The organism is Arthrobacter sp. NPDC057388 (assembly GCF_042668165.1).
GTDB lineage: Bacteria > Actinomycetota > Actinomycetes > Actinomycetales > Micrococcaceae > Arthrobacter.
On the sequence record NZ_JBHVBL010000016.1, the window covers coordinates 17,734 to 43,115 of the forward strand.

The 25,382-nt window shown below is 67.3% G+C and carries 18 protein-coding genes and 1 pseudogene; 4 read left to right on the forward strand and 15 right to left on the reverse strand.

Annotated elements, in window-relative coordinates:
• Positions 1 to 231: 231 nt before the first annotated feature.
• Entirely contained in the window at positions 232 to 2,448 is a 2,217-nt protein-coding gene (locus ACFUTU_RS09970) for a catalase (protein WP_377963707.1), read from the forward strand.
• A 90-nt stretch (positions 2,449 to 2,538) separates the two neighbouring features.
• Here ACFUTU_RS09970 and ACFUTU_RS09975 read toward each other — a convergent pair whose 3' ends face one another.
• The 11 genes and pseudogenes from ACFUTU_RS09975 to ACFUTU_RS10025 all read right to left on the reverse strand — a co-directional run bounded on the left by ACFUTU_RS09975 (position 2,539) and on the right by ACFUTU_RS10025 (position 16,553).
• Positions 2,539 to 3,063 (reverse strand): mucin-associated surface protein, encoded by a 525-nt coding sequence (locus tag ACFUTU_RS09975; protein ID WP_377963709.1) that lies wholly within the window; start codon positions 3,061 to 3,063, stop codon positions 2,539 to 2,541.
• A pseudogene (locus ACFUTU_RS09980) lies at positions 3,060 to 4,181 on the reverse strand (serine/threonine-protein kinase). The gene ACFUTU_RS09975 and the pseudogene ACFUTU_RS09980 overlap by 4 nt, the downstream one beginning before the upstream one ends.
• A gap of 281 nt (positions 4,182 to 4,462) precedes the next feature.
• Positions 4,463 to 6,067: an LPXTG cell wall anchor domain-containing protein gene (locus ACFUTU_RS09985; RefSeq protein ID WP_377963711.1), complete on the reverse strand. Its 1,605-nt coding sequence runs from the start codon at positions 6,065 to 6,067 to the stop codon at positions 4,463 to 4,465.
• An 87-nt stretch (positions 6,068 to 6,154) separates the two neighbouring features.
• Positions 6,155 to 7,354 (reverse strand): hypothetical protein, encoded by a 1,200-nt coding sequence (locus ACFUTU_RS09990; protein WP_377963713.1) that lies wholly within the window; start codon positions 7,352 to 7,354, stop codon positions 6,155 to 6,157.
• A 126-nt stretch (positions 7,355 to 7,480) separates the two neighbouring features.
• On the reverse strand, positions 7,481 to 8,551 hold the full coding sequence (locus tag ACFUTU_RS09995; RefSeq protein WP_377963715.1) for a Gfo/Idh/MocA family protein: 1,071 nt from the start codon (positions 8,549 to 8,551) through the stop codon (positions 7,481 to 7,483).
• A 122-nt stretch (positions 8,552 to 8,673) separates the two neighbouring features.
• Entirely contained in the window at positions 8,674 to 9,378 is a 705-nt protein-coding gene (locus ACFUTU_RS10000; RefSeq protein ID WP_377963717.1) for an ABC transporter ATP-binding protein, read from the reverse strand.
• A gap of 2 nt (positions 9,379 to 9,380) precedes the next feature.
• Positions 9,381 to 10,871, reverse strand: coding sequence for an ABC transporter permease (locus ACFUTU_RS10005; protein WP_377963719.1), 1,491 nt, complete (start codon positions 10,869 to 10,871; stop codon positions 9,381 to 9,383).
• A gap of 327 nt (positions 10,872 to 11,198) precedes the next feature.
• On the reverse strand, positions 11,199 to 12,299 hold the full coding sequence (locus ACFUTU_RS10010) for a substrate-binding domain-containing protein (RefSeq protein WP_377963721.1): 1,101 nt from the start codon (positions 12,297 to 12,299) through the stop codon (positions 11,199 to 11,201).
• 56 nt (positions 12,300 to 12,355) lie between these two features.
• The gene (gene mmsB, locus ACFUTU_RS10015; protein WP_377963723.1) at positions 12,356 to 13,633 is read right to left on the reverse strand and encodes a multiple monosaccharide ABC transporter permease; all 1,278 of its coding nucleotides are present in this window, start codon (positions 13,631 to 13,633) and stop codon (positions 12,356 to 12,358) included.
• Between the two features lie 43 nt (positions 13,634 to 13,676).
• The gene (mmsA, locus tag ACFUTU_RS10020) at positions 13,677 to 15,233 is read right to left on the reverse strand and encodes a multiple monosaccharide ABC transporter ATP-binding protein (protein ID WP_377963725.1); all 1,557 of its coding nucleotides are present in this window, start codon (positions 15,231 to 15,233) and stop codon (positions 13,677 to 13,679) included.
• Between the two features lie 129 nt (positions 15,234 to 15,362).
• Positions 15,363 to 16,553 (reverse strand): ROK family transcriptional regulator, encoded by a 1,191-nt coding sequence (locus tag ACFUTU_RS10025; protein ID WP_377963727.1) that lies wholly within the window; start codon positions 16,551 to 16,553, stop codon positions 15,363 to 15,365.
• Positions 16,554 to 16,764: 211 nt separating this feature from the next.
• Here ACFUTU_RS10025 and ACFUTU_RS10030 point away from each other — a divergent pair, with 211 nt between their 5' ends.
• Positions 16,765 to 17,580, forward strand: a complete 816-nt coding sequence (locus ACFUTU_RS10030; RefSeq protein ID WP_377963818.1) for a nitrilase-related carbon-nitrogen hydrolase — start codon at positions 16,765 to 16,767, stop codon at positions 17,578 to 17,580.
• Positions 17,581 to 17,607: 27 nt separating this feature from the next.
• Here the strand turns inward: ACFUTU_RS10030 and ACFUTU_RS10035 are convergent, their stop codons facing one another.
• Entirely contained in the window at positions 17,608 to 19,362 is a 1,755-nt protein-coding gene (locus ACFUTU_RS10035) for a PucR family transcriptional regulator ligand-binding domain-containing protein (protein ID WP_377963729.1), read from the reverse strand.
• 101 nt (positions 19,363 to 19,463) lie between these two features.
• Between ACFUTU_RS10035 and ACFUTU_RS10040 the strand changes: the two genes are divergently transcribed.
• Together ACFUTU_RS10040 and ACFUTU_RS10045 are read left to right on the forward strand one after the other, a co-directional pair.
• The gene (locus ACFUTU_RS10040) at positions 19,464 to 21,002 is read left to right on the forward strand and encodes an amino acid permease (protein ID WP_377963820.1); all 1,539 of its coding nucleotides are present in this window, start codon (positions 19,464 to 19,466) and stop codon (positions 21,000 to 21,002) included.
• Between the two features lie 33 nt (positions 21,003 to 21,035).
• Entirely contained in the window at positions 21,036 to 22,766 is a 1,731-nt protein-coding gene (locus tag ACFUTU_RS10045; RefSeq protein WP_377963731.1) for a flavin monoamine oxidase family protein, read from the forward strand.
• Positions 22,767 to 22,855: 89 nt separating this feature from the next.
• Here ACFUTU_RS10045 and ACFUTU_RS10050 read toward each other — a convergent pair whose 3' ends face one another.
• The 3 genes from ACFUTU_RS10050 to ACFUTU_RS10060 form a co-directional block, all read right to left on the reverse strand.
• A complete protein-coding gene (locus ACFUTU_RS10050) occupies positions 22,856 to 23,380 on the reverse strand; it encodes a gamma carbonic anhydrase family protein (protein ID WP_377963733.1) in 525 nt (174 codons plus the stop codon).
• Between the two features lie 113 nt (positions 23,381 to 23,493).
• Positions 23,494 to 23,814: a DMT family transporter gene (locus ACFUTU_RS10055; protein WP_377963735.1), complete on the reverse strand. Its 321-nt coding sequence runs from the start codon at positions 23,812 to 23,814 to the stop codon at positions 23,494 to 23,496.
• A gap of 119 nt (positions 23,815 to 23,933) precedes the next feature.
• Positions 23,934 to 25,346: a PLP-dependent aminotransferase family protein gene (locus tag ACFUTU_RS10060; RefSeq protein WP_377963737.1), complete on the reverse strand. Its 1,413-nt coding sequence runs from the start codon at positions 25,344 to 25,346 to the stop codon at positions 23,934 to 23,936.
• Positions 25,347 to 25,382 lie beyond the last annotated feature (36 nt).

The following is a 25,382-nucleotide window of genomic DNA, read 5'->3' on the forward strand; positions in this document are numbered from 1 at the left end:
TCTGATTGCCCTTGTTCGGATGGAACACCTCCAACGTAGCGGGAAGCCGTCGGCATTTGAAGAGAGAAAGTAAGGCTGCTGACTATGAAGCCCGAAGCGCCCAAATGACGGCCCGCGGTTGCGGGTGGCCCCGGGGTTTCCTAGGGTACTAAGTAGGCTTATCTTTCGGCCGGGCGCCCAGCGCCGGCGGCCGAGTCCGGTTAGGCCGTCGCTTCGGAAAGGATCGTCTCTGTGCCTGAAGAATCAGCAATCAACATTCCGGGAGCCCCGGCAGGCGAGCAGCCCGCCGTCGTCGAACCCACCACCCCGAGGGAACCATTGCCGCCCAAGCCGGACCAGCAGGGACCGGAAGCAGTCTCCCCGACCGGTAGCCCCACCGGAGCCCCGGAGCACGCCCGGGCCCAGTCCGGACAGTACCTGACCACCGCGCAGGGCCTCCGGCTGACAGATACCGACCATTCGCTGAAGGCCGGTCCGCGGGGTCCCATCCTCCTCCAGGACCACCACCTCCGGGAGAAGATCACCCACTTCGACCACGAACGGATCCCGGAGCGCGTGGTGCATGCCCGTGGTGCCGGTGCCCACGGCGTGTTCCGTTCCTACGGCACTGCCGCCAACATCACCCGGGCAGGCTTCCTCGCCAAGGACGTGGAAACGCCCGTGTTTGTCAGGTTCTCCACCGTCCTCGGCTCGCGCGGCTCGGCCGATACCGTGCGGGACACCCGGGGCTTCTCCACCAAGTTCTACACCGACGAGGGCGTGTACGACCTCGTCGGCAACAATATTCCGGTGTTCTTTATCCAGGACGGGATCAAGTTCCCCGACATTGTTCACGCCGCTAAGCCGCATCCGGACCGTGAGATCCCGCAGGCCCAGAGCGCCCACGACACGTTCTGGGACTTTGTGTCCCTGCACACCGAGGCCCAGGCCCACACGATGTGGAACATGTCGGACCGCGGCATCCCGCGCTCCTACCGGACCATGGAAGGATTCGGCGTCCACACGTTCCGGTTGGTTGACGCTGAGGGGGCTACGACGCTCGTCAAGTTCCACTGGAAGCCGAAGCAGGGCGTGCACTCGCTGGTCTGGGAGGAAGCCCAGATCATCAACGGCATGGATCCGGATTTCCACCGGCGCGACCTGGCCGACGCGATCGAGGCCGGCGCCTATCCCGAATGGGAGCTGGGAATCCAGACCTTCCCGGACACCGAGGACCAGATGTTCGAGGGGATCGACCTGCTGGACCCCACCAAATTTGTGCCCGAGGAACTGGCTCCCGTCCAGCCGATCGGCCTGATGACCCTCAACGCCAACCCGGTCAACTACTTCGCGGAAACGGAGCAGGTGGCCTTCCACCCCGGGCACCTCGTGCCGGGCATCGACGTCACCAACGACCCGCTGCTGCAGGTCAGGCTGTTCTCCTACCTGGACACCCAGATTTCGCGGCTGGGCGGACCGAACTTCGCGCAGATCCCCATCAACCGGCCGCAGGCTCCGGTGAACGACATGCTGCGTGACGGCATGCACCAGAGCGCCGTCCATGCCGGCGTGGCCCCCTACCGCCCCAACTCCCTCGACGGCGGCTGCCCGTTCAAGGCCGGTGCGGACCTCGGCGCATTCGTCGACGTTCCGGAAGCCGTGGCGGAAGCCATCAAGCAGCGCAGGAACCCCGCCTCCTTTGACGACCATTACAGCCAGCCCCGGCTGTTCTTCCGCAGCCTCACTCCCGTGGAGCAGGACCACGTGATCCAGGCGTACACGTTCGAGCTGGGCAAGTGCTATGAGAAGCCGGTGCGTGAGCGCCAGCTGCTCGCTTTGGCGAACATCGATGCCTCCCTGTGCGCCGCCGTCGCGCGGGGCCTGGGCATGCCAGTCCCAGAGGCTACCGAGGACGTTCCGGAGGCCCAGCCCAGCCCTGCCCTCTCCCAGCTCGGCAAGACCTGGCCGGTGGCCGGCCGCGTGGTCGGGATTGTGGCGGACGAATCCAGCGATTTGGAGGCGGTCCGGGATGCGCGCAAGGCGCTCGACGACGCGGGGATCGTGCCGCTGGTGATCGCACCGTCCGGCGGGACGCTCGGGGGAGAGGCCGACGGCGGGATCCCGGTTCAGCGCACCTACCTCACCGCCCGCTCCACTGAGTTCGACGCCGTCATCCTGGCAGGATCTGTGGCCCCGGCCGACGACGCCGAGCAGGGCCTGGACCCGAAGGCCGGCGAGCCCGGTGCCTCGCTCGATCCCCGCATCGTGCTGCTGCTGTCCGAGACCTTCCGCCACGCCAAGGCGATCGGGGCCTGGGGATCAGGTTCCGCCGGTCTGGATGCCGCCAGAATTCCGGATGACGCGGCAGGCGTGGTGCTCGGCGACAGTGCCGGGCAGGTTGTTCCGCAGATCCAGGAGCTGCTGGGCGCCCACCGGGCGTGGGAGCGTTTCCCGGCAGCGGCTGCCTGACGGTTGGAGAACACCTGACAGGCGGAATCCGCCCTGAGGGTTATGGAACCGTCCTGAGGGTTGTAGAACAAGGACTGGTCCCTGGCGGGACTAGTCCTTGTTTTTGCCCGGGCCCTTGTCCTTGTTTCCTTCCGATTTGCCCTTCCCGGAGTTGTTCTGCTGTCCGCCGTTCGCGGGAACCGGGGCGGGGGCAGGGACCACTATCACCGGGGCGGCAGGGGGTGAGGGTTTCACGGTTGCGGTGGCCTTCGCAGCTGCGGCTTTGGCGGCCGCGTCGGCCGCAGCCTTTCTGGCGGACTGTGCAGCGGTGAGGTCCGCACGGACGGAGCTGATGGCCGCCATGATGCTCCGGTGGCGCTTGAAGGAGACCTGTCCTGCGGCCGCGGCAGCATCCAGCTCGGTGGACAGCTTGTTCAGGGACGTCAACGCGGCGGCGGGGTTGCTGCCGGCGACAGACCGGGTGACCTCCAGGACCCGCTGCTGAAGCTTTGCGGCCGCGCCGGTTTCGAGTTCGGGGGCTGCACTGGCGCAGCCCGCCAGTGCAGCTGCCAGCACGCATCCTGTGAGGACGGTGGCCGTCCGGCGCCAAGCGGCCGGTGCCCGGCGTGGGCTCATGGTTCAACGCTCCTTTGCAGCTCTTTGAGATGGTCGCCCAAGGTGCCGCTGACGCTGGGGTAGGGGACGACGTCGGGCGTTTCAGGTGAGTTGGCGGCGACGGTAAATGCGGCTGCCCCGCCGAGCAGGGCTGCGGCGGCCAGGCCGGCGCCGATCCGGAGCCGGCGGCGCCCCTTTGCGCTGGCGGGGCGGGTCTTTGGTCGGGCCTTTGGGCGGGCCGGGGTTTCGCGTGCTGGCGTCTCGGCGGTCGGCTGGGTTTCGGAAGGACCGGTCGGGAGGACGGACGGGGCCCGGGACGGCAGGGCAGGGAAAACGCGGGTGTGCTCCTGCGCCAGCTCCGCCGGGGCGGAATCCGGTGACACGAGGGCATGCCGGAGAGCCACTTCCAGGTCCGCGGCGGAGGGCCGTTCCAGTGGTTCGAGGGAGGTCATTGAGGCCAGCAGGTGCTGCCATTCCGCGGGCAGGTCGTCGGGGATTTCCGGCGCGCGGTGTAGGCGGGCCACCGCTGATTCCACGGGGCTGCCCGGATATTCCACGGTGCCTTTGATGCATTCCAGCAGCACGAGGCCGAGGGAGTAAATGTCCGAGGCGGGCGACAGCGGGGAGCCCATGGCCTGCTCCGGGCTCAGGTACGCGGCGGTGCCCACCATGGTGCCGGTGGCCGTGAGTCGCGTGCCGTCCGCTATCCGGGCAATGCCAAAGTCTGTCAGCTTGGGCCGCACCGGCTCGCCGGGCCGGACCTGGACCAGGAGGATATTGGCGGGTTTGATGTCGCGGTGGATGATGCCCAGCCCGTGAACGTAGGCCAGGGCGTCGGCGATGCCGGCGCCGATGACGGACAGTTCGTCGAGCGGAACCCGGCTGTGCCGAAGCCGGCTGCGCAGGTCCTGGCCCTCCACGAGTTCCATGGTCAGGAAAGGCCTGGGTTGGTCCGGCACCCGGGTATCCACTCAGGCGTCGAAAAGGGTGACAAGGCCGGGGTGGTTCAAGGTTGCAAGGAGCCGGATCTCGGCTTCCTGCCGTTTGAGTTCGTCGGCATCTGCTGCCTGCGGCGCGAAGAGCTTCAGGGCAACGTCCCGGCCAAGATTCTGGTCCGTGGCCGTATAGACCGACGACATGCCGCCGCGGCCGATCACCTCACCCAGCCGGTAGCGCCCGCCCAGTACATCCGTTGCCACCCCACCGGGCGTTTTTTCCAACACGTTGCCGTCCTATCAGCTTTGGCTCGGTGTTAAGGATAATACGTGTACTTACTAAATCCGGTCGCGGGTGATGGCCGCAGGTGGCGTCCCCGGGGCACGGCTTCGCCGGCGGCCCGGCATCCGGAAGTCTCGAGGACTTCCCAGATGCGGACCGCCGACGAAGGGCGGTTATCCCTGTCCGGACAGGATCCGGACCGTCAGGCCTTCTTCCTGCGGATCACCAGCAGCGCTCCGACGGCCAGCAGCACCAAGGCCAGCGGCAGCAGCCCCGTGTCGGCGCCGGTGTTGGCGAGCGTCTGCTGTGCGGTGGCCGTGTTTCCGTTGGCCATGCTTCCGTTTGCCGATGCTGCCATGCCCCCGGATGCGGAGACCCCGGTGGTCACCGAGCCCGCAGGCAGGATGGCGGCTCCCGGTGCGGTGGTGCCGATCCCTGCGCCGGTGCCCGTTGCGGCACCGCCGGTGGCGTCGGAGCCGGTACCCTCCGTGCCGGCGCCGTCGGTTGCCGTGTCATCGGTGCCAGTTCCTTCGGCACCCGTGCCGCCAGTGTCGGTGCCATCGGTGTCCGTTCCACCGGTGCCTCCCGTACCCGTTCCGTCACCGGGATCGGTGCCGGAGCCTGTTCCGTCGCCGGGATCAGTGGCAGGCGGCATGGTCACAGTTCCTGTGCCGAGTCCGATGCCCAGGTCGACGCCCAGGTCCACGGTTGTGCCCGTTCCCGTGCCGAGCCCGAGGTCGACGGCGGCGTCAGCACCGGTTCCCGAGGAACCTGTGTTGCCAAGATTGACGTCGACGACGGCGGCAAGGTCGGGCGTGGTGGTGCCGGTTCCTGTTCCGCTGTTGTTACCGAGGCTGACGTCCAGGAGGGCGTCGGCGACGGTGCCGGTACCCAGCAGGCCGGTGTTGCCGAGGTTGACGTCGAGGGCGGCTGTCGCATCGGCGGCCGGGACGGTGGTGTCTGTTCCGGTGCCGATACCGCCAAGATTCACATCTACCGCAGCTGCCACGTCAGAAGCAGGAACAGCGGCGTCGCTTCCACCTACCGCGGTGTTGCCAAGGTTGACGTCGGCGGCTGCTGCCACGGTGGCTGTGGGAGCCGTGGTGTCAGTTCCGGTCACACCGGTGTTGCCGAGGTTGACGTCGACCAGGGCGGTCGCGTCAACGGCCGGGACGGTGGTGTCTGTTCCGGTCAGCGTGGTGTTGCCGAGGTTGATATCGGCGGCTGCTGCCACGGTGGCGGCCGGGACGGTGGTGTCTGTTCCGGTCACGCCGGTGTTGCCGAGGTTGATGTCGGCGGCTGCTGCGACGGTGGCGGCCGGGACGGTGGTGTCTGTTCCGGTCAGCGTGGTGTTGCCGAGGTTGACGTCGACCAGGGCGGTCGCGTCGGCGGCCGGGACGGTGGTGTCAGTTCCGGTCACGCCGGTGTTGCCGAGGTTGACGTCGACCAGGGCGGTCGCGTCGACGGCCGGGACGGTGGTGTCTGTTCCGGTCACTCCGGTGGAGCCCAGGTTGACGTCCGCGGCTGCTGCCACGGTGGCTGCGGGAGCCGCGACGGTGCTGCCGTTCGAGGTCCCGGTGTTGAGGGCAAGATCGGCGTCCACGCTGGCCGTCGAAGAATTCGACGGCGCTGGGCCACCCAGCAGACCCAGCGACGTCGAAGCATTAAGGTCCGCCGAAACGGTTTCAGACGCGATGTTGACCGCGCCCGTTGCAGTGGTATCCGCGCTCGCCGCGGTAGCGCCGAGGGCCAGTAGCCCCCCGGCAAAGAGGGTGCCTAAGAGGCCCCTGCGAACTGTCTGGTGCATTGTGATGTCTCCTGAAAAGTTGTTGTCAGGCGCCCATGGCAGCCTGATTGGCCGTGTGTCTGCCGCAGGGAGGCAGAAAGGGCCCAACTAGTCAGGAGAGGAGCCGGGGTCTATGGCCACCGGCGAGGGAACATGCTGAAGGGGTCCGCTGACGGGAACAAAACCCATGAGCGGCAGGTATTCAAAGGGGCTGTTCAGCCACGCGGCCGAAGCGGAGGGGCCACCGGAGGACGTGCCGCTGCCCGATCCTGAGGCCGGAGCGGGCAGCAGCGCCTCGGGCGTGGGCGTACGGTCCCCACCGGACGGCGAGTCTCCGCCGGCAGGAACCTTCGGGGCAGACCCCGTTGGAACGGCGGCTTTTGGCGTGACGGCATGGCCGAAGTGGGCCGGGGATCCGACGACGGGTTGAACAGGCGGCGCGGACACCACAACAGACGCGGTGACGGTAGCGATCGGGCCCACGGGAGCTGCGGAAATCTGTCCTGTTTCGGCGCCAGATACCGCCTGGAGCCGTTCCGGAGCCGCCACAGTTCCCGCCACGGCATCCGTGACGGGCGAAGTTACGGGAGCCTGCGTGAGCACGTCGGTGACCGGCTCAAGGGGGAGCTCCACCGGCAGGGCGCCGGTTACTGGTGCTATAGCGTCGGCTACGGGTTCCACGACCTCGGCGACCGGCTCAACAACCCCGGTCACTGGCTTCACGATCGCTTGATTGGCGTCCGTGAGCGCTCCGTCAGTAACGGCGACGACAGGATCGGCGACCCCCGCCAAAGTGCCTTCCGGGAGGGCCTCTCCGAGCGGCAGGCCGCCCAGGGCGGCGTCAACCGGTTCCACAACATCCGCCACAATTGGGGCCACTACGGCCACATCCGGGGCGTCCGCTGGCGTGGAAGGAGCGGGGGCCGCAGTCGGAGGCGCAACGGCCGGCGGCTGTTCCGCCGGCGCCGGCGCCGGCGCAACTGGCGCCGGCAATGGTGCAGGGATGGCAGCCGGATCGACGGCCGGAGGTGGCGGCGGCGTAAGAGGCGGTGCTGACTGGGCAGCAGCCTGGGCTTCATGGGCAGTCGAGGAGACCAGCGCGCCAACATTGCCTGTCACGCTGTCCGCACTGCCTTTGACAGACGAGACAGCCGAAGAAATGGTGCTGCCAAGCGAGTCGGATTGGTGGGAAGTGTCGGCGTCGGCGGCCGGGGCGGAAACAGCCAGCCAGGCCACAGCAGCGGCGCCCGCCAGCAGAACCGGACGCATGGGGCGCAGCACAGACCGCGACAAAGCCGCAATGGTCATGCTTAACACCCCCAAAGGCTCACCGAAACAATCGACGATCGTCTACAGCCTAAGCCTGCCCCAAAGTGAGAGTCCAGACCCGCAGACAATAATTCTTTCGATTAGATGAAGGCCGGGGGCCTAAGCTCAGTGCGCGTCATTCGGATATGCGACACCGAGCTGCGCGCGCACGCCGTCGAACAGCCGCATCGTATTGAGTGAGTCCTCGAGCGGCATGACGGGGCTCTCGGTGAGGCCCTGCTGGACACAGCGTGTCACCTCACGAAGCTCGTAGGTGTAGCCCCGGCCCGTCACCTCGAAGTGTTCCGTGCGTGGATTTTCCTGGCCGATCCCCACCACCAGCTTCTTAGGGTTGTTGATCGAGCCGAGCGTCTGCAGGTATCCCAGGCTGCCGGCAACAGTCGCCGTGCGAGGGCCGTGCGCGAGCAGGGACGAGGTGAGCTGTGCCTGTGCGCCGTGGTGGTAACCCAGAGTGAGCGCATTCTGGGCGTCCACGCCGTCGTCGTTCAAAGTGCCCATGGCGCTGACCGTCTGCGGGAAACCCAGGGTGCCGAGGGCCCACAGCAGGGGATAGACGGTGATGTCGAGAAGTGCCCCGCCGCCGTCCTGGACAGCCCAGAGCCTGGCGGTGGGGGAGTAGGGCGCCGGGAAACCAAGGTCAGCCGTGACCCACTGGACGGTTCCCAGCTCGCCGGAGTGGGCGATCTCGAACGCCCTCTGCATGCTGGGCAGGAAGCGGCTCCACACCGCCTCCATCAGGAACAGCTTCTTTTCACGGGCCACATCGATCAGCTCGGCAGCCTCACGGGCGTTGATGGTGAACGCTTTTTCGCAGAGCACGTGTTTGCCTGCCCGAAGCGCGGCCAGGACCACCCGGTGGTGCTGGGCGTGCGGCGTGGCCACGTACACCACGTCCACAGAATCATCGGCGAGGAGCCGCTCATAGCCGTGGCGTCCGCCGTGGTCCCCGTAGGCAACGGCGAAGCCGAACTCGCTGGCAAACGCGTCCGCGGTGTGCTGCGCGCGGGAGCTTACAGCGTGCAGCTCCGCGTCCTCCAGAAGGGCCAGGTCCTTCGAGACCAGGGAAGCGATCCGTCCGGTGGCAATGACACCCCACCGCAGCCGGCGGCCTGTGGCGGCAAGGGGATCCTGGTTGGGCTGGCTGAAGAGCCACGGCTTGGCGATCGGTGACGTCATGACGCCATCCTCTCACCAAGGTGAGGAAGGGTTGGGTCAAGACGTGCGAAAGGTGAGGAAGGGTTTGCGCCCGCCCCCACCTTCCGCGTTGCTCCGACGCCGGCTCTCCTGAACAGCGCGCTCTAAATGGCTGCCGGTTCGGCAGCGCGGCGGACGGGTTCCTCCGTGAGCCTGCCCTGCTGCAGCCGGAACCTGCGGTCCGTCTTGTTAGCGAGCGTGCGGTCGTGCGTGACCACGAGGATGGTGGTGTTGTGGTCACGGCTGAGGGAGCTGAGCAGCTCGATGATGTGGTCGCCGGTCTGCTCGTCGAGGTTACCCGTGGGCTCGTCGGCGAGGATCAGCTTGGGTTCGTTGGCGAGGGCCCGGGCAATCGCCACGCGCTGCTGCTCGCCGCCGGAGAGGCGGTTAATGCGGCGGCCATGCTTGTCCGGGTCGAGCTGCACCTGCTCCAGCAGTGTCCGCGCCCGCTCAGCCCGGGCGGACTTCCGCATCCCGGCGAACTCCATGGGCAGCATGACGTTGTCCAACGCAGAGAGGTTGGGAACCAGGTTGAACTGCTGGAACACGAAGCCGATGTCCCGGCGGCGGTATTCGGTCAGCCTGCCGTCCGGCATGCCCGCCAGGCTGACGCCGTTGACGACGACGTCTCCGCCGGTGGGCTTGTCGAGGGCACCGAGGAGGGACAGGAGGGTGCTTTTGCCGCTGCCGCTCTTGCCCACGATGGAGGCCAGCGTGCCCTGCTCCAGTTCGAAGCTGACGCCGTTGACCGGCTTGATGGTGCGGTCGCCGGACTTGAACGTGCGGACGAGATCCTTGACTTCAATCATGGCTATTCTCCTCGGAGGACTTCGATGGGGCGGATGCGGGCGGTGAGCAGGGCCGGAACCAGCGCGCCGATGATGGCGACGCCGAACACTGCGGCGATGCCGGCGGCAAGGATGCCGGGGGACACACTGGCCGTGACGGAGGTCAGCAGTTGGGACGCGCCGCCGAAGGGTCCGCCCTGTCCGCCCGGGAACTGTCCGCCCGGGAATCCTCCGCCAGCCCCGGCGAAACCGCCGCCGCGCTGGCTGGCGGGGGCCGCCGTCGTACTGGTGTTTGAACTGACCAGCGCGGAGGCGATGCCGCCACTGGCGAAGGAGGCGATGACGGCGCCCGCCACGCTGCCGAGGGCCACCAGGACCAGGGCCTCGAGCACGAACTGCAGCCCGATGGTGCGGTTGGGTGCGCCAATGGCTTTGAGGACGCCGATTTCGCGGCGGCGCTCGCGGACCAGCATGACCATGATCAGCAGGATGATCAGCCCCGCGGTGCCCAGTGCGGCGATGAACGCCACCATGGAGATGTTCCTGACGCTGTCCAGGGAGGTGACGGCGGTTTCGAGGTTGCGCTGGCCCTGGGTGACGTCGGCCTTGTCCGTGCCGAGTGCGTTCTGCAGCGCCGCCTTGGCGGCATCGACGTGCTCCATGCTGTCGACGGTGACGATCATCGTGGACAGCTCGCCGGGGAGCTCGGCCAGGGTCTGGGCCGTGGGGAGAGTGACGTAGAGGGCGTTGTTGCCGAACGCGGTGCCGGCGTCGAACAGGCCCGCGACGGTGAAGGTCTTGCTGTTGATGGTGAAGGTGGAGCCCACCTTGAGGTTGTTCTTCTCGGCGAGCGTGGTGCCCAGCAGTGCCTTGGCGGACTCCTTCGTGTAGTCACCCAGGCCGGTGCCGGAGGTCAGTTCCAGCGCCTTGCCAGTGCTGTCCACCTCGGCACCGGTGCCGGTGGCGGTGATGGGAAGGGACCGCGCAGGCTGGGTGGTGCCAGTGGTACCTGTACCGGTGGTCCCGTTTGTCCCGGTGGTCCCCGTGCTGTCCTGGTTGCGGGCGCCGAGGGTTCCGGCGTCGACGGCGGCTGTGAGGCTGGTGGTCAGTGTGGTGCTGGTCAGGCCGCCCGGACCGCCCTGCCCGCCGCCGGGACCCGTTTGGGTTCCGGCTTGTGTGCCTGCTGCCGCCTGTGCAGCGGCTTCGGTCGCGTTGCGCAGCCGCAGCGCTTTGGTTCCGACGACGGCGGTCACGTTGGGAACGTCCGCCGCGGTTGCCGCCTGCTCGGCAGTGAGCGGTTCCCCGCCGCCCTCGAAGCCCTGGCCGCCGGCCGGATTCACCGTCAGCACGGTGCCCACCGAAGCGTTCAGCTCCTGGACCTTGGCGCCGACGGCCTGGTTGGCCACCAGCATGGCGAGGGCCAGGCCGATCGCGACCGCCAGCACGGTCACCACGGCGGTTGTTCGGACCTTGTTTCTAAACGCATTGCCTACACTTCGGGCGAGGACGCTCACTGCACTCCTTGGGATCACGTGCCGGCGGATCGGCCGGCTTCGGATTCCACACTGGTGCCCGCTGCTGTGCGGGAAACGGGCCGAACCTATGTTTCCGCTGTGAAGCCGTGGCGGCGCGGGTGAGGAAGCGTTGGGGGGGAGGCGGCAGGACGTGAGGAGGCGTTGGGGGAGAGGCGGCAGGACGTGAGGAGGCGTTGGGGGAGAGGCGGCAGGACGTGAGGGGGCGTTGGGCGGCGGCAACGGAAGGGCCCCGGCCCTCCCGTGTGAACTGGTCACTTGGGGGAGCCGGGGCCCTGTGGCGCCTGTGGTTTTACTTGGTGATCGGTGTTACTTGGTAATCGGGCCGAGAACCGGATCGTCCACGTAGGCCGTCTTGACGTTTTCCTTGGTCACGATGACCGGCTCCAGGAGATAGGCCGGAACGGTCTTGACCTTGTTGTTGTAGGACTTGTCGTCGTTGATTTCAGGCTTCTTGCCGGCCTGGATGTCCTTGACCATGACGATCGCGTGCTCAACGAGCTTGCGGGTGTCCTTGTTGATGGTGGAGTACTGCTCGCCGGCCATGATGGACTTGACCGACTCAACCTCGGAGTCCTGCCCGGTGACCACCGGAAGCGGCTTGCCGGCAGCCTTGACGGCGGTCAGCACTGCGCGGGCCAGGGTGTCGTTCGGGGACAGCACGCCGTCCAGCGAGGCGGAGGTGTAGCTGCCGGTCAGGAGCGTGTCCGCACGGCGCTGGGCGTTTTCGGCCTTCCAGCCCTGGGTGACAGCCTGCTCAAAAGACTTCTGTCCGGAGAGCACCTTCAGCGTGCCGTCGTCGATCTTCGGCTTCAGGACGCTCATGGCGCCGTCGAAGAAGACCTTGGCGTTGGCGTCGTCAGGGGAACCGGCGAAGAGCTCGATGTTGTACGGGCCGTTCGGCTTCTTGGCCTGCATGCCTTCCAGCAGCGCCTTGCCCTGCAGTTCACCCACCTTGAAGTTGTCGTAGGCCACGTAGTAGTCCACGTTCTCGGTGTTCAGCAGCAGGCGGTCGTAGGCGATGATGGTGGCGCCGGCGTCCTTGGCCTGCTTCAGCTGGGTGCCCAGCTGGGCGCCGTCGATCGCGCCGACGATGATGACCTTGGCGCCCTTGGTGATCATGGCGCTGATCTGGTTCTGCTGCTCCGAGACGCCGCCGTTGGCGAACTGCACGTCCGGCTTGAAGCCGGCCTGGCTGAGGCCGTCGTTGAACAGCTTTTCCGCCAGGACCCAGTTCTCACTGGTCTTCTGGGGGAGTGCGACGCCGATCGAGGAGTCCTTGGGGAACGCCTCACCGCCGCCGGTGCCGCCGCCCGTAGTTCCTGTATCGGAACGGCCGCAGGCTGTCAGCGCCAGTGCCGCAATGGCAGCGATTGCTGCCGCCTTTCCTGCCTTACCAATCATTCGCATTTGCTCGGTTCACTTTCTATAGGGGTGGGGAAATGCAACCGGGGAGCGGGCGGTGCTCAGGCTTCCCGGGAGATGGTTTCCTTGGTGGAGGTCACTTCGTCAGGCTGGAGCGGCGTGCCGCCGCTGGGGCGGTTGAAGCCCTGGGTCAGCATGCCGATGATGGAGCGCTTGCCCTGGCTCTTGTTGTAGACGTCGAACGCGACGGCGATCAGCAGCACCAGGCCCTTGATGATCTGGGTCAGGTCGGCGCCGACGCCGAGGAGCTGCAGGCCGTTGTTCAGCACGGCCATGACCAGGCCTCCAACGATCGAGCCGATCACGGTGCCCACGCCGCCGGTGACCGCGGCGCCGCCGATAAACACAGCGGCGATCGCATCGAGTTCCCAGCCCACGCCGTCGAACGGGCCGGAAGCGGTGGACCGGCCGACGAAGATCATGCCGGCGAGGCCGGCCAGGATGGCCATGTTCATCATGACCATGAAGTTGACCTTCTTGGACTGGACGCCGGAGAGCTCGGCGGCGTGGCGGTTGCCGCCCACCGCGTAGATGTGGCGGCCGATCACGGTCTTGGAGGCGATGAACCCGTAGACCAGGACCATGACGGCCAGGATGAGGCCGGGGATGGGGAAGGACGTGCCGGGGCGGCCGGTGGCGAACAGGTAGGTGGCGTAGAGGATCGCGCCGCAGACCAGGATCAGCTTGGTGGCCACCACCCAGCCTTCGGGGACCTCCGCGCCGAGTGCCTTGGCGGTGCGGCGGTTGCGGAGTTCGCTGAAGACCACGAACGCGACGGCGAGCAGGCCCAGCAGCAGCGTCAGGTTGTTGAAGCCGGTGTTCGGGCCGACCTCCGGAAGGTAGCCGGAACCGATGTACTGGAAGTCCGACGGGACGGGGATGGTGTTGGACTTGCCGACGAACTGGTTGAAGCCGCGGAACAGCAGCATGCCGGCCAGTGTGACGATGAATGCGGGGATGCCCACGTAGGCGGTCCAGAACCCTTGCCAGGCCCCGATCAGGGCGCCGAGGGCGAGGCCCAGCAGGATGCCGGCGTACCAGGGGATGCCCCAGTCGCGGATGGCCAGGGCCACCGTGACGCCGACGAAGGCGGCCACGGAACCGACTGACAGGTCAATGTGCCCGGCGATGATCACCAGCACCATGCCGATGGCCAGGATCAGGATGTAGGAGTTGCCGTTGAAGAGGTTGATCACGTTGCCCGGCGTCAGCGTGCGGCCCTCGGTGGCGATTTGGAAGAAGATAATCAGCGCCACAAGGGCGAAGATCATGCCGAATTGGCGGGTGTTGCCGCCAAAGAGCTTCTTGAGCGCGTTCATTTGTCAGTCCTTGTTCTGGAAGGTTCTGGAAGATTCCAGAGGGTCAGGCGGCTTTTCGGCTGGAGGTCATCAGTTTCATCAGGCTTTCCTGACTGGCCTCCTCTTTGTTCAGGACACCTGTGATGGCGCCTTCGAAGATCGTGTAGATGCGGTCGGAGAGGCCGAGCAGTTCGGGAAGCTCGGAGGAGATCACGATGACGCCCTTGCCCTGGTTGGCCAGCTGCTGGATGATCCCGTAGATCTCGTACTTGGCACCGACGTCGATGCCTCGGGTGGGCTCGTCCAGGATCAGCAGGTCCGGGTCCGTGAACATCCACTTCGCCAGGACCACTTTCTGCTGGTTGCCGCCGGACAGCTTGGCCACGCCCTCCTCCACGGACGGCGTCTTGGTCCGCAGCGACTTGCGGTACTGCTCCGCGATGGTGAATTCCTTGTTGGCGTCCACCACCAGGCGCTTGCTGATCTTCTTCAGTGCCGCGGAAACTGTAGTGGTCTTGATGTCATCGAGGAGGTTCAGGCCCAGGGACTTGCGGTCCTCCGTGACGTAGCCCAGGCCGGCGTCGATGGCCTGCCTGACGTTCTTGAGGTGGAGTTCCTTGCCGTCCTTGTAGATCTGGCCGCTGATGAAGCGGCCATAGGAACGGCCGAAGACCGACCGGGCGAGCTCGGTGCGGCCGGCGCCCATCAGGCCGGCGAAGCCGACGATCTCGCCGCGGCGGACGAAGAAGTTGGAGCCCTTGCACACGAGGCGGTCCTGGACCTGCGGGTGTCCCACCGTCCAGTCCTTGACCTCGAACAGGACGTCGCCGATCTTGGGCTCGTGGTCCGGGAACCGGGATTCCAAGGTGCGCCCCACCATGCCCTTGATGATGCGGTCCTCATCGACGCCGTCGGCCTTCACGTTGAGCGTTTCGATGGACTTGCCGTCGCGGATGATGGTGATGGAGTCCGCGATCTGCTCGATCTCGTTCAGCTTGTGGGAAATGATGATGGACGTGATGCCGCGGCCCTTCAGGCCCAGGATCAGGTCCAGCAGGTGCTGCGAGTCGGATTCGTTCAGGGCGGCAGTGGGCTCGTCGAGGATGAGGAGCTTCACGGACTTGTTCAGCGCCTTGGCGATCTCCACCAGCTGCTGCTTGCCGACGCCGATTTCCTTGATGGGGGTGTCCGGGTCTTCGCGCAGGCCCACTCGGGCGAGCAGCTCACGCGAGCGGGTGCGGGCCTCAGCCCAGTCGATCACGCCCCTCTTGACCGGTTCGTTGCCCAGGAAGATGTTCTCCGTGATGGAGAGCTCCGGGATGAGCGCCAGCTCCTGGTGGATGATCACGATGCCGGCGTGCTCGCTGGCCCGGATGTCCTTGAACTGCTGCACCTCGTTTTGGTACACGATGTCGCCGCTGTAGCTGCCGTAGGGGTACACGCCGGAGAGCACCTTCATGAGGGTGGACTTGCCGGCGCCGTTCTCCCCGCAGATCGCGTGGATTTCCCCGGCCTTCACCCGAAGGTTCACATCGGACAAGGCTTTAACGCCGGGGAATTCCTTGGTGATGGAGCGCATCTCCAGGAGAACCGGCTCGCTTTGCGTGTTGAGGGACGTCATTTGCCCTTACGCCTCCAATGCATTGACTTCGTTGTCTTCCCTGCAATCCACAGGGCCGTCTGATGAAAAAAGTAGATGGAGCATGCCATTGTCGTCAAGTCTTTAACGCAACGGCGGGATAACGAAACGCTACGTGCGCCGGATTCCGGCGTGCTGGAACACGAGCGAAGCGGCGCCCAGGGCCTCGGCCCGGTCATTCAGCGAGGACATGGTGAGCTTGGTGGTTTCGCCGATGACCGGCACGGCGTGACGGACCAGTCCCCGCCGGATCGGGTCCAGGAGGATGTCGCCCAGCGCGGCCAGGGGGCCGCCCACCACGATCACCTCGGGATTGATCAGGTTGGCCACGTTCCCCAGTGCCCGGCCCACGGCCAGGCCGGCGTCGTCCACCACGCGCAGGGTGGCGGCATCCCTCGCCAGTGCCTTGCGGACGATGTCCTCGGGCGTGAGCGGCCGCTCCTCGCCCCGGCTCAGCAGTTCGATCATGGTGGTGGTGGAGGCGATGGTTTCCAGGCATCCCCTGTTGCCGCAGCGGCAGATCAGGCCGTGTTCGTGGATGGTCGCATGGCCTATTTCGCCCGTGATGCCGACGTTGCCGTAGTACGGGTTGCCGTTCAGGATCAGCCCCGCCCCGATGCCGGAGCCGATCTTCATGAACAGCAGGTTGCTGATGCCGCTGTGGGGCCCCCATGTGACCTCGGACAGCGCGCCAAGATTCGAGTCATTGTCAATGAAAATGGGGAACTGGAAGGCATCTTCGAGGCGTTCCTGAATGTCGATGCCTACCCATTCAGGAAGGATCGCCCCCTGGGCCACCGTGCTGGTCCGCCGGTCGATGGGGCCGGGAATCCCGACGCCGGCACCCACCACCGCGGTACGTTCCACCCCGCTGTCCGCGAGCAGTTTGTCCAGCAGGGCGACCGCGGCCTGGATGCCCTGCTCGGCCTGGTGGCCGAGGGGCAGCAGCACGGATTCCTCGGCGATGACGTGGTAGCTGAGCGTGGCGAGGACCACGCGCAGGTGCCGCCTGCCGAAGTCGATGCCCACCGCCACGGCTCCGTTGCTGTTGAGCCGGACGTTGAGTGCGCGCCGCCCGGAACTGGTGGTCGGCTCTGTGGAGGCGAGGCCCGAGTCCTGCATGATTTTGACGATGTTGGACACGGTGGCGGTGGACAGTCCCGTCTGCCGGGCCAGCTCCGCCTGGGTCGATGGGCCGTTCAGCAGGCACTCGATGATCCGCTGCTGGTTAAGGCTCCTGAGGGCTGACTGCGACCCGGGGTTTTTGGTTCGGCTCCTCGTCGAGCTCGATGGTGAGGGCATGAAATGAACATTGCACCATCCCGGCCCTTGTAGTCAAGAAGTTAACGCAATGCCCCAGCATATGGACTAATGCAGTCGCCGGGCAATCCGCCCCACCCGGCGCGAGGAACGGTGCAAATAGACCGTCTCGGCGGCCGCCGTGCGCGGTTACGCTGAAGGAAACGGCGTCCGGTGCTGGGCGGGGCGGCCACGAAGACTTGAGGTGATCACGGTGAAGCTGGCGCTGATGCAGGCGAACTCCAGTGTTTTGGACATCGGGCGGAACTGCGCAGTTATCGACAGGGCAGCGCAGGCGGCCGCGGAAGCGGGTGCCGGGGTGCTCCTCACTCCCGAACTTTTCCCGGTGGGCTACGCCCCGCTGCGCGTCCGGACGGAACTCGACCCGGGCGCCCTGCCCGCCATCCGGCGGGACCTGGCCCGCATCGCCGCCCGGCACCGGATAGCCCTCGTTCACAGCCTGCCCGTTGTGACACCCGGCGGCGAGTGGCAGATCAGCGCGACCGTCCTGGATCGCAACGGAAACGAACTGCTCAGCTACGCCAAGGTCCACCTTTTTGGGCCGGAGGAGCGGAAGGCGTTCAGCCCCGCGGACGCTGCGCCCGCCGTCGTCGACCTGGGTGGCCTCAAAGCCTCGCTGGTTATCTGCTACGACGTGGAGTTCCCCGAGACGGTGCGGGCGGCGGCCGCGGCCGGCGCCGAGCTGCTCCTGGTTCCCACCGCGCTGGCCCACGGCTTCGAATCGGTGCCGCAGGTGCTGCTGCGGGCCCGGGCCCTGGAGAGCCAGCTGACGGTGGCCTACGCCAACCATTCCGGGGAGGAAGACGGCTGCGCCTTCCTGGGCGGGAGCGTGATCGCAGGGCCGGACGGCGAACTGCTGGCCGCCGCCGGGCGGGGCGAGGAACTGCTGTATGCGGAGGTCAGTGCCGAGGCGGCCCGCCAGGCGCGGGATGCCGTGCCCTACCTGCGCGAACGCCGGGCCGATGTTTACCGTGCCTGGGAAGATGCCGGCGGCGCCGCAAGGCCCTAAGCCGTGAGGCCCATGTAGCGCCCGGGCCTATGTGCCGGCCTGCAGTTCGTCGACGTACTGCAGCGCAATCCAGAGTTCGGCCCGCACCTGCGCCTGGTTCAGGTCTGCGTCCAAAAGCTCCGCCACCGCATTGACCTGCCGCCGGACGCTGTTGCGGTGCAGGCCCAGGGCCTTGGCGGTGGCATCCCAGTTACCGTTCTCGCCGAGCCACGCCCTCAGTAAGGACAGCTGCGCGGTGCGGCGGCCGCTCTCCTGGCTGAGCACAGGCTCCAGCAGCCGGCCGGCCAGCATGCTTCCGGCCTCCTGTCCCAGCAGTCCGGTGACCGTCCACGCCACTTCCCCCACCCGGGCGCTTTTGCCGGTGGTCTGGACGCGCTGCCGCAGCGCCGTCACCCGCTGGTAGGCACTGCCCAGGTCCGTCAGCTCGCTGGGGTCGCCGATGACCACGCGCCACCCCAGCTTTTCGACCTCGGCCAGCAGAGCATCGTCCACCCGGAGCCGGGTCACTGCGGCGAAGCCGTAGTCCGTGAGTTCCACGAGCTTGGTGTCGAACAGGCGGCGCCACTGCAGCAGCTCCCGGACCGGGCTCTCTCCGGCCCGTCCGGCCGCCTGCCCGGGCCGGATGTCCTGAGCGGCAGGGGAGCTTTGTGCTGCCCTGATTCCCTGGATGACGCGCAGAGGACCGGAGCGTGTGGAGGAGGTGCTTTGGGCCAGCAGGTCCCGCAGTCCGTTGATGTGCCGCGTCCCGCCGGAGTTCATGCTGTCTGGGTGCAGCAGCAGCGCGGTCGCCAGCTGGCTTGGCGCCAGTGATCCGCTGGTCCGCTGCCGGACCAGGAGCTCCAGCAGCCCGACGGCGGAGGAGACCACGCTGTTCTGCGCGGGCGTCAGCGGCACATCGCTGCCCAGCACCAGCGCCCCGAGGTTGGCGTCCCGCGCACTGCGCAGCGGATGGCCGAACACAAGCCCGGATCCCGGACGGTCCAGGGAATCCATCTCGACGCGGGGGCCGCTGCCGCCCAGGAGCCGGCCGAGCAGCGGCTGCAGGGCAGCCGTCTCGACGCCGGAGCCCGCCCGGGCGCGGACCCGGCCGTCGGCGCCGATCAGCATGGCCCATACCGGGACACGCTGGGCAAGGGCGGCGAGCAGTTCGTGCTCAGGCCGGGCGGACAGCACGGCCCGCATCAGCTGCCGGTTGGTGTCCGCAAGGTGCCGGAACAGTTTCGCGTTGTCCGATTCGAGGAGCCGGGAAAACTCGAGGCCGATGGCGGCGAACGGGACAGTGCTCGGCACCTGCAACAGTGTCAGGTTGTGCCGGGCGCACGCCGCCACGACGCTGTCCGGGACAGCGCTGAAGTACGGCTCCAGGCCGAAGCCCAGGGCCACCACCCCGGCCTTCACCAGGCGCCTGACGTAGGCGTCGGCGTCACCGGTGGCATCGGAAGCCACCCCCGGGGCTTCACCGGCCGCGCCGGCGGCATCTGGCCGCTCGGCCACGCCGTGATCCGCCGTTTCAGCTGATCCGCCAACAAAGGGCAGCCCGGCCGTGAGGAGGAACTCGCCATCGAGCAGGTACGGCGTGGGGTCTGCCAGTTCGCTCGGCTCGACCCACCGGAGCAGGCCGGAACCGTTGCCGCCGTCGTGCAGCATCTCAACCCCCGGGGGCAGCTTTGCGAGGAGCTGGTTGAGGGTGACGCCGCCGTGGGATTCCACCGCGGGTTCGCCGGCCTGTATCGCGCTGCCGGGTTGGCCCGGCGCAGCTCCGTGTTGTGCATTACGTCCCATGACAGAACACTCTAGGTCATTTTGCACAGCATTGAGAGGTGACTCACAGGCCTAGGCTGGAGCGACGGAAGCCCCCAACTACTCACGAACGGACGTCAATGATGACTGTGCCCACCCAAGCAGGACCGCGGCCTCCCGTGCAGGCCGGCCGCCCCGGACTGGCTGCCCAGCTGCTCCGCCGCAAGCCGATCGGGCAAATGGTCCAGGAAGCCGAGACGGGCCATGGCGGAACCCGCCTGGTCCGCAGCTTCGGGGTCCTCCAGCTCACGATGATCAGCGTGGGGGCCACCCTCGGCACCGGCATCCTGGTCATCCTGGGTGAGTCAGTGCCGCTGGCAGGGCCGGCCATCTGGATCTCATTCGCCATCGCCGGCCTCGCCGCGCTCCTCTCGGCCGTGTCCTACGCCGAAATGGCCGGACTCGTCCCGGCCGCGGGCTCCAGCTACTCATACACGTACGCCACCATGGGGGAGGGCATGGCCTGGATCTGCGGCTGGTGCCTGGTGCTCGAATACGCCGTTTCCGTTGCGGCGGTGGCAGTGGGCGCCGGCCAGTACGTCAACGAAACACTGGCGGTCTTCGGACAGGCACTGCCGGATGCTGTGTCGCAGCCCCCGGGCGACGGCGGCCTGGTGAACGTCCCGGCAATGGTGATCGTGGTGCTGGCCATGGTCCTGCTGGTCCGCGGCGCCAAGGAGAGCGCCTGGATCAACACCGCGATCGTGCTGGTCAAGGTGGGCATCCTGGTCTTCTTCTGCGCGGTGGCCTTCACCGCCTTCAACGGCGGACACTTCGAACCGCTCCTGCCGATGGGCGCAGCCGGCGTCTCCGCCGCCGCCTCCCGGGTGTTCTTCTCCTACATCGGCTTCGACGCCGCCTCCACCGCGGGTGAGGAGGCGCGCAACCCCAAGCGCGACCTGCCCCGCGCCATCATGCTCTCCATGCTCATCGTCACCACCATTTACGTCCTGGTAGCGGTTGCGGCGATCGGTGCCCGTCCCTGGGGCTGGTTCGACGGCACCGAAGCGGCCCTGGTGAAGATCCTCGAGGAAATCACCGGACAGCCGTGGATCGCGCTGGTGTTCGCCGTCGGAGCGGTCCTCGCCATCGCCAGCATCGTGCTGACAGTGCTTTACGGACAAACCCGCATCCTGCTTTCCATGTCCCGCGACGGACTCGTTCCACGCGTCTTTGGCCGTGTCTCCCACCGCACCGGCACCCCCGTTGCCGGAACGCTGATCGTGGGAACCGCCGTCGCCCTCACCGCCGGGCTGGTCCCGCTCGGCGCGCTCGCGGATGCCACCAGCATCGGTACCCTGTTCGCGTTCGCCCTGGTGAACGTGGCGGTCATCTACCTCCGCCGCACCCAGCCCGAGCTCCGGCGGACCTTCCGGGTTCCGCTGTTCCCGCTGACACCGATCCTCGGCGCACTGATGTGCGTCTACCTGATGGCCAACCTGGGCGCAGAGACGTGGGTGACCTTCGCGGCCTGGATGCTGGTGGGCCTCGCCGCCTACTTCGGCTACGGCCGCCGGCACTCGCGGGTAGCCGCGCTGGGGCAGGAGGAATACCTTGAACTATCCGGCCGTGATTTTTCCCCAGCGCCTGCACCCGCTGACCAGTCAACCTTTCACCAGTAACAAGACACCCAAGACCACGGAGACAGACCTTCCATGACTACCGCTACCGAACTGCCGGCCTTCGACCCGTCCAGCACCACCACTGCCCCCGGCCTCCCGGGAGCCGGGGCGCCGGAACAGGCCCCGGTGACCATGCTGAACCCGGACTTCCCGTTCAGCTATGACCACTACCTGTCCCACCCGGACGGTCTGGGGTCGGTCCCGCCGGAGCTGCACGGCACCGAGGTGGCCGTGGTGGGCGCCGGGCTGTCCGGGCTGGTGACGGCGTACGAGCTGATGAAGCTTGGGCTCCGGCCGGTGCTGTATGAAGCGGACCGGCTCGGCGGGCGCCTGCGCACCGCCAGCTTCCCGGCGGCTCCCGACGTTGTGGCCGACCTGGGCGGCATGCGGTTCCCGGTGTCCGGCAAGGCGTTCTACCACTACGTGGACCTGCTGGGACTGGAGACCCGGGACTTTCCCAACCCGCTGGCTCCGGCAACCTCCAGCACGGTGATCGAACTGGCGGGGCAAAAGCACTACGCCAACACCTCGGCGGACCTGCCGCCGTTCTTCCGCGAAGTGGCCGATGCCTGGAAGGCCGCCGTGAACGACGGCGCCCGGTTCTCGCAGATGCAGGAAGCCATCCGGGCGCGGGACACGGCCCGGATCAAGGAACTGTGGAACGATCTTCTTCCGGAGCTCGACGAGGAGACCTTCTACGGCTTCATCGCCGGCAGCCAGGCATTCCGCAAGGCGGGCTTCGCGCACCGCGAGGCGTTCGGCCAGGTGGGATTCGGCACCGGCGGCTGGGACACCGACTTCCCCAACTCCATCCTGGAAATCCTCCGCGTCGTGTACACCGACGCCGATGACCAGCACCGCCTCATCGCCGGGGGAGCACAAAGGCTCCCCGAGGCACTCTGGCACCACGCGCCGTCGAACATGGCGCACTGGCCGGAAGGAACGTCCCTGGCGTCCCTGCACACCGGCTCCCCGCGCGGCGCCGTCGAACGGATCAGCCGCGACGCCGACGGCAACCTCCGCATCCGTGAGCGGTGGGGGAGGGAAGCGTCCTACCCGGCCGTGGTCACCACCTGCCAGTCGTGGCTGCTGTCCACCCGGATCCACACCGAGGAGGCGCTGTTCCCGGCCGAGCTGTGGACCGCGATCGAGCGCTCGCACTACATGCAGTCGTCCAAAACGTTCGTGATGGTGGACCGGCCGTTCTGGAAGGACATCGATCCCGAAACCGGCAGGGAGGTGCTGTCCATGACGCTGACCGACCGGCTCAACCGTGCCACCTACCTGCTGGACAACGGGCCCGACCAGCCCGCCGTGATCCTGCTGTCCTACACGTGGAACGACGACGCGCTGAAGTGGCTGGCTCTCGATGCCGACGAACGGGTGGAGCTGATGCTGCACTCGCTCGGGCAGATCTACCCGGGCGTGGACATCGCCAGCCACATCGTGGGCCAGCCCATCACCGTCTCGTGGGAGGCCGACCCCAACTTCATGGGGGCGTTCAAGGCGAACCTCCCCGGCCACTACCGCTACCAGCAGCGGCTGTTCACGCACTTCAAGCAGGACAGGCTGCCGGAAAGCCAGCGCGGCATCTTCCTTGCGGGCGACGACGTCTCCTTCACGGCGGGCTGGGCCGAGGGTGCCGTGACCACCGGGCTGAACGCGGTGTGGGGCGTGGTGAACCACCTCGGCGGCTCGTCGGCCCCCGGCAACCCGGGCCCCGGCGACCTGCTGGACGAGCTGGGCCCGATCAGCCTGGACTAGCCGATCAGCCTGGACTAAGGCAGGCGCAAACGCCCAACTGGGTAGCACGTCAGGGCGTTCCCAGCGCCGGGAACGCCCTGTGCTGCGACCTACTTGGGTGCGTGCATCTCCCGGTGGGCCGCCGCGAGCTCGCGGTAGCGCGCGGCGTTGCCTTTCACGCCCTCGAACTCCTCATCGGTGAGTTCGCGGCGCACCTTGGCCGGCACCCCGGCCACCAGCGAGCGGGGCGGGACCACCGTCCCTTCCAGCACGACGGCGCCGGCCGCCACAAGCGAGCCGGCGCCGATCACTGCTCCGTTGAGGATGGTGGCGCTCATGCCGATGAGGCAGTCGTCCTCGACGGTGCAGCCATGGACGACGGCGCTGTGCCCGACGCTGACGCGGGCGCCGACACTGCAGGGGAAGCCGGGATCCGCGTGCAGCACCACGTTGTCCTGCAGGTTGCTGCCCGTGCCCACGGTAATGGCGGCCGTGTCCGCGCGGACCGACACGCCGTAGAACGCGCTGGAATCCTCGGCGAGGGTGGCGCGGCCGATGACCGACGCCGTCGGCGCAACAAAAACGGAAGGGTGGACGTCCGGGGTGTCACCGGCGAAGGGGTAAATGGGAGCCATGCCCCAAGCCTAGGACACGATAAGCCCCCAACTCCTCAGGAGTTTTTGTCCACGTATCGTGACTTAAAGGGCCTCTAACCCGCGATATCTGGACAAAAACTCACCCAGTCCGGTCAGTGGGCTCCGCCGACATTGAGGACGACGACGCCAGCCACCACCAGCGCGATGCCGAGGATCTTCGTCAGATTGAGCTCTTCGCCGAGGAACATCGCACCGATCGCCACGATGGCAACCGTTCCGAGGCCGGACCACAGGGCATAGGCGACCCCGACCGGGACGCTCTTGACCACCTGCGACAGCAGGGCGAAGGCCACCCCGTAGGACCCCAGGCACAGGACGCTCGGCCAGAGCCGGGTAAATCCCTCCGTTGACTTCAGCAGGCTGGTGCCCAAGACCTCCACGGCGATTGCCAGCGCCAGATAGACATAGCCCACGAAGATTCGTCCTTTCCCGTCGCCGGAGCCTGGACCGGCGTGCTGCCGGGACCGCTAACCCAGAGGTGGGATGCGCGCACCCGGCCACTCCCATCCTAGGCGCGCCGGGCGGGCCGGAATTACCCTGCGGCCCGCCCGAGCTCGCGGCCGATGATCCGGGCACCTTCGGGGAAGGCTGCCGGATTGGGTCCCGCGTAGTTGAGCCGGATGAACGGCCCCGCCGGTTCGGCCGGAAACCACTCCGTTCCCGCAGCGATGACCACGCCGGCCCTTTCGCAGTTCCGGGCGAGCTGTTCGACGTCGGTCCCGTCGGGAAGGCGCGCCCATAGGTTCAGCCCGCCCTTCGGGACGTTCTCCATGTGGGCCTGCGGGGTGTGTTCAAGCAGGCTAGTGAGGAGCAGGTCGCGGCGCGACTGGAGCTGATGCCGGAGGCTTCGGAGGTGGGTTTGCCAGGCCGGCTGGGAGACGACGTCGAGTGCGGCGGCCTGGAGGAGGCCGCTGACATACATGGACTCGGCCGCCCGGTCTGCGAGGATGCGCTCGCGTGCCGGGCCGCGGGCAATGACGGCGGCCACGCGGATGGCAGGGGAGACGCTCTTGGTCAGTGACCGCAGATACACAACATGCCCGGAATCGTCGCGGGCCGCCACCGGGTGGGCTGTGGTGGTGATGCCGAAGTCGTGCGCCCAGTCGTCCTCGAGGAGGAAGGCGCCGTACTTTCGCACGACGTCCAGTACCTGTTCAGCGAGCTTGCCATCCCACTGGGCTCCGGTGGGGTTGGCGTAGTTCGGCTGGGCATAGAACATCCGCGCCCCCGATTCCTCGAAGGCGCGGGCCAACTCCTCCGGATCCGGGCCGCCGGTCCCGCTGGGTACAGGGATCACCCGGACGCCGGCCTGCGCCGCGGCCAGGATGGCGCCCCAGTAGGTGGGGGACTCCACCAGCAGCGGCTGCCCGTAGCCGATGAGCGCCCTGAAGATGGAGCTTAGCCCGCTCTGGCTGCCCGGAAGAACGACGACGTCACTCGGGGTTGGCGGGGTGACGCCGGCCGGTGTTGCACCGCCGAGCTCGTGTGCGAACCAGGACTGCAGCTCGGGCAGCCCCGCGGCCGGGGGACGGGACAGCGCCGCTTCGCCGCGTGCCGCGCGCGTGAGCGCCGCCCGTACCAGCCGCTCGGGCAGAAGTTCGCGGTCCGGATAGCCGGAATGGAATGCAATGACATCGTTCGGTGCGCTGCGCATCGCCGCGGAGGCCGGCCGGAGCGGCGCCTGCGGCGAACGCAGGGCCGCCGTCTGCCAGCCGTAATCCGCGGGCCGCGCGGTCCGGATGGCCCGCACGAATGTGCCCACACCCGGCCGGCTCTCGATGACGCCTTCCCGGGTGAGCACCTGCAGTGCTTTCTGCACCGTGACGGGGCTGGCCTGGTAGTCGGCGACCAGCGCGCGGGTTGACGGCAGCTGCGCCCCGGGCGCCGCCTTGGCCACCCATTCCCTTAATTCCGACGCGATGCGCGAACTGCTATCGTTGTTCATGAGAGATAATGATAGCGCTACTGTTGCTGCTCACTT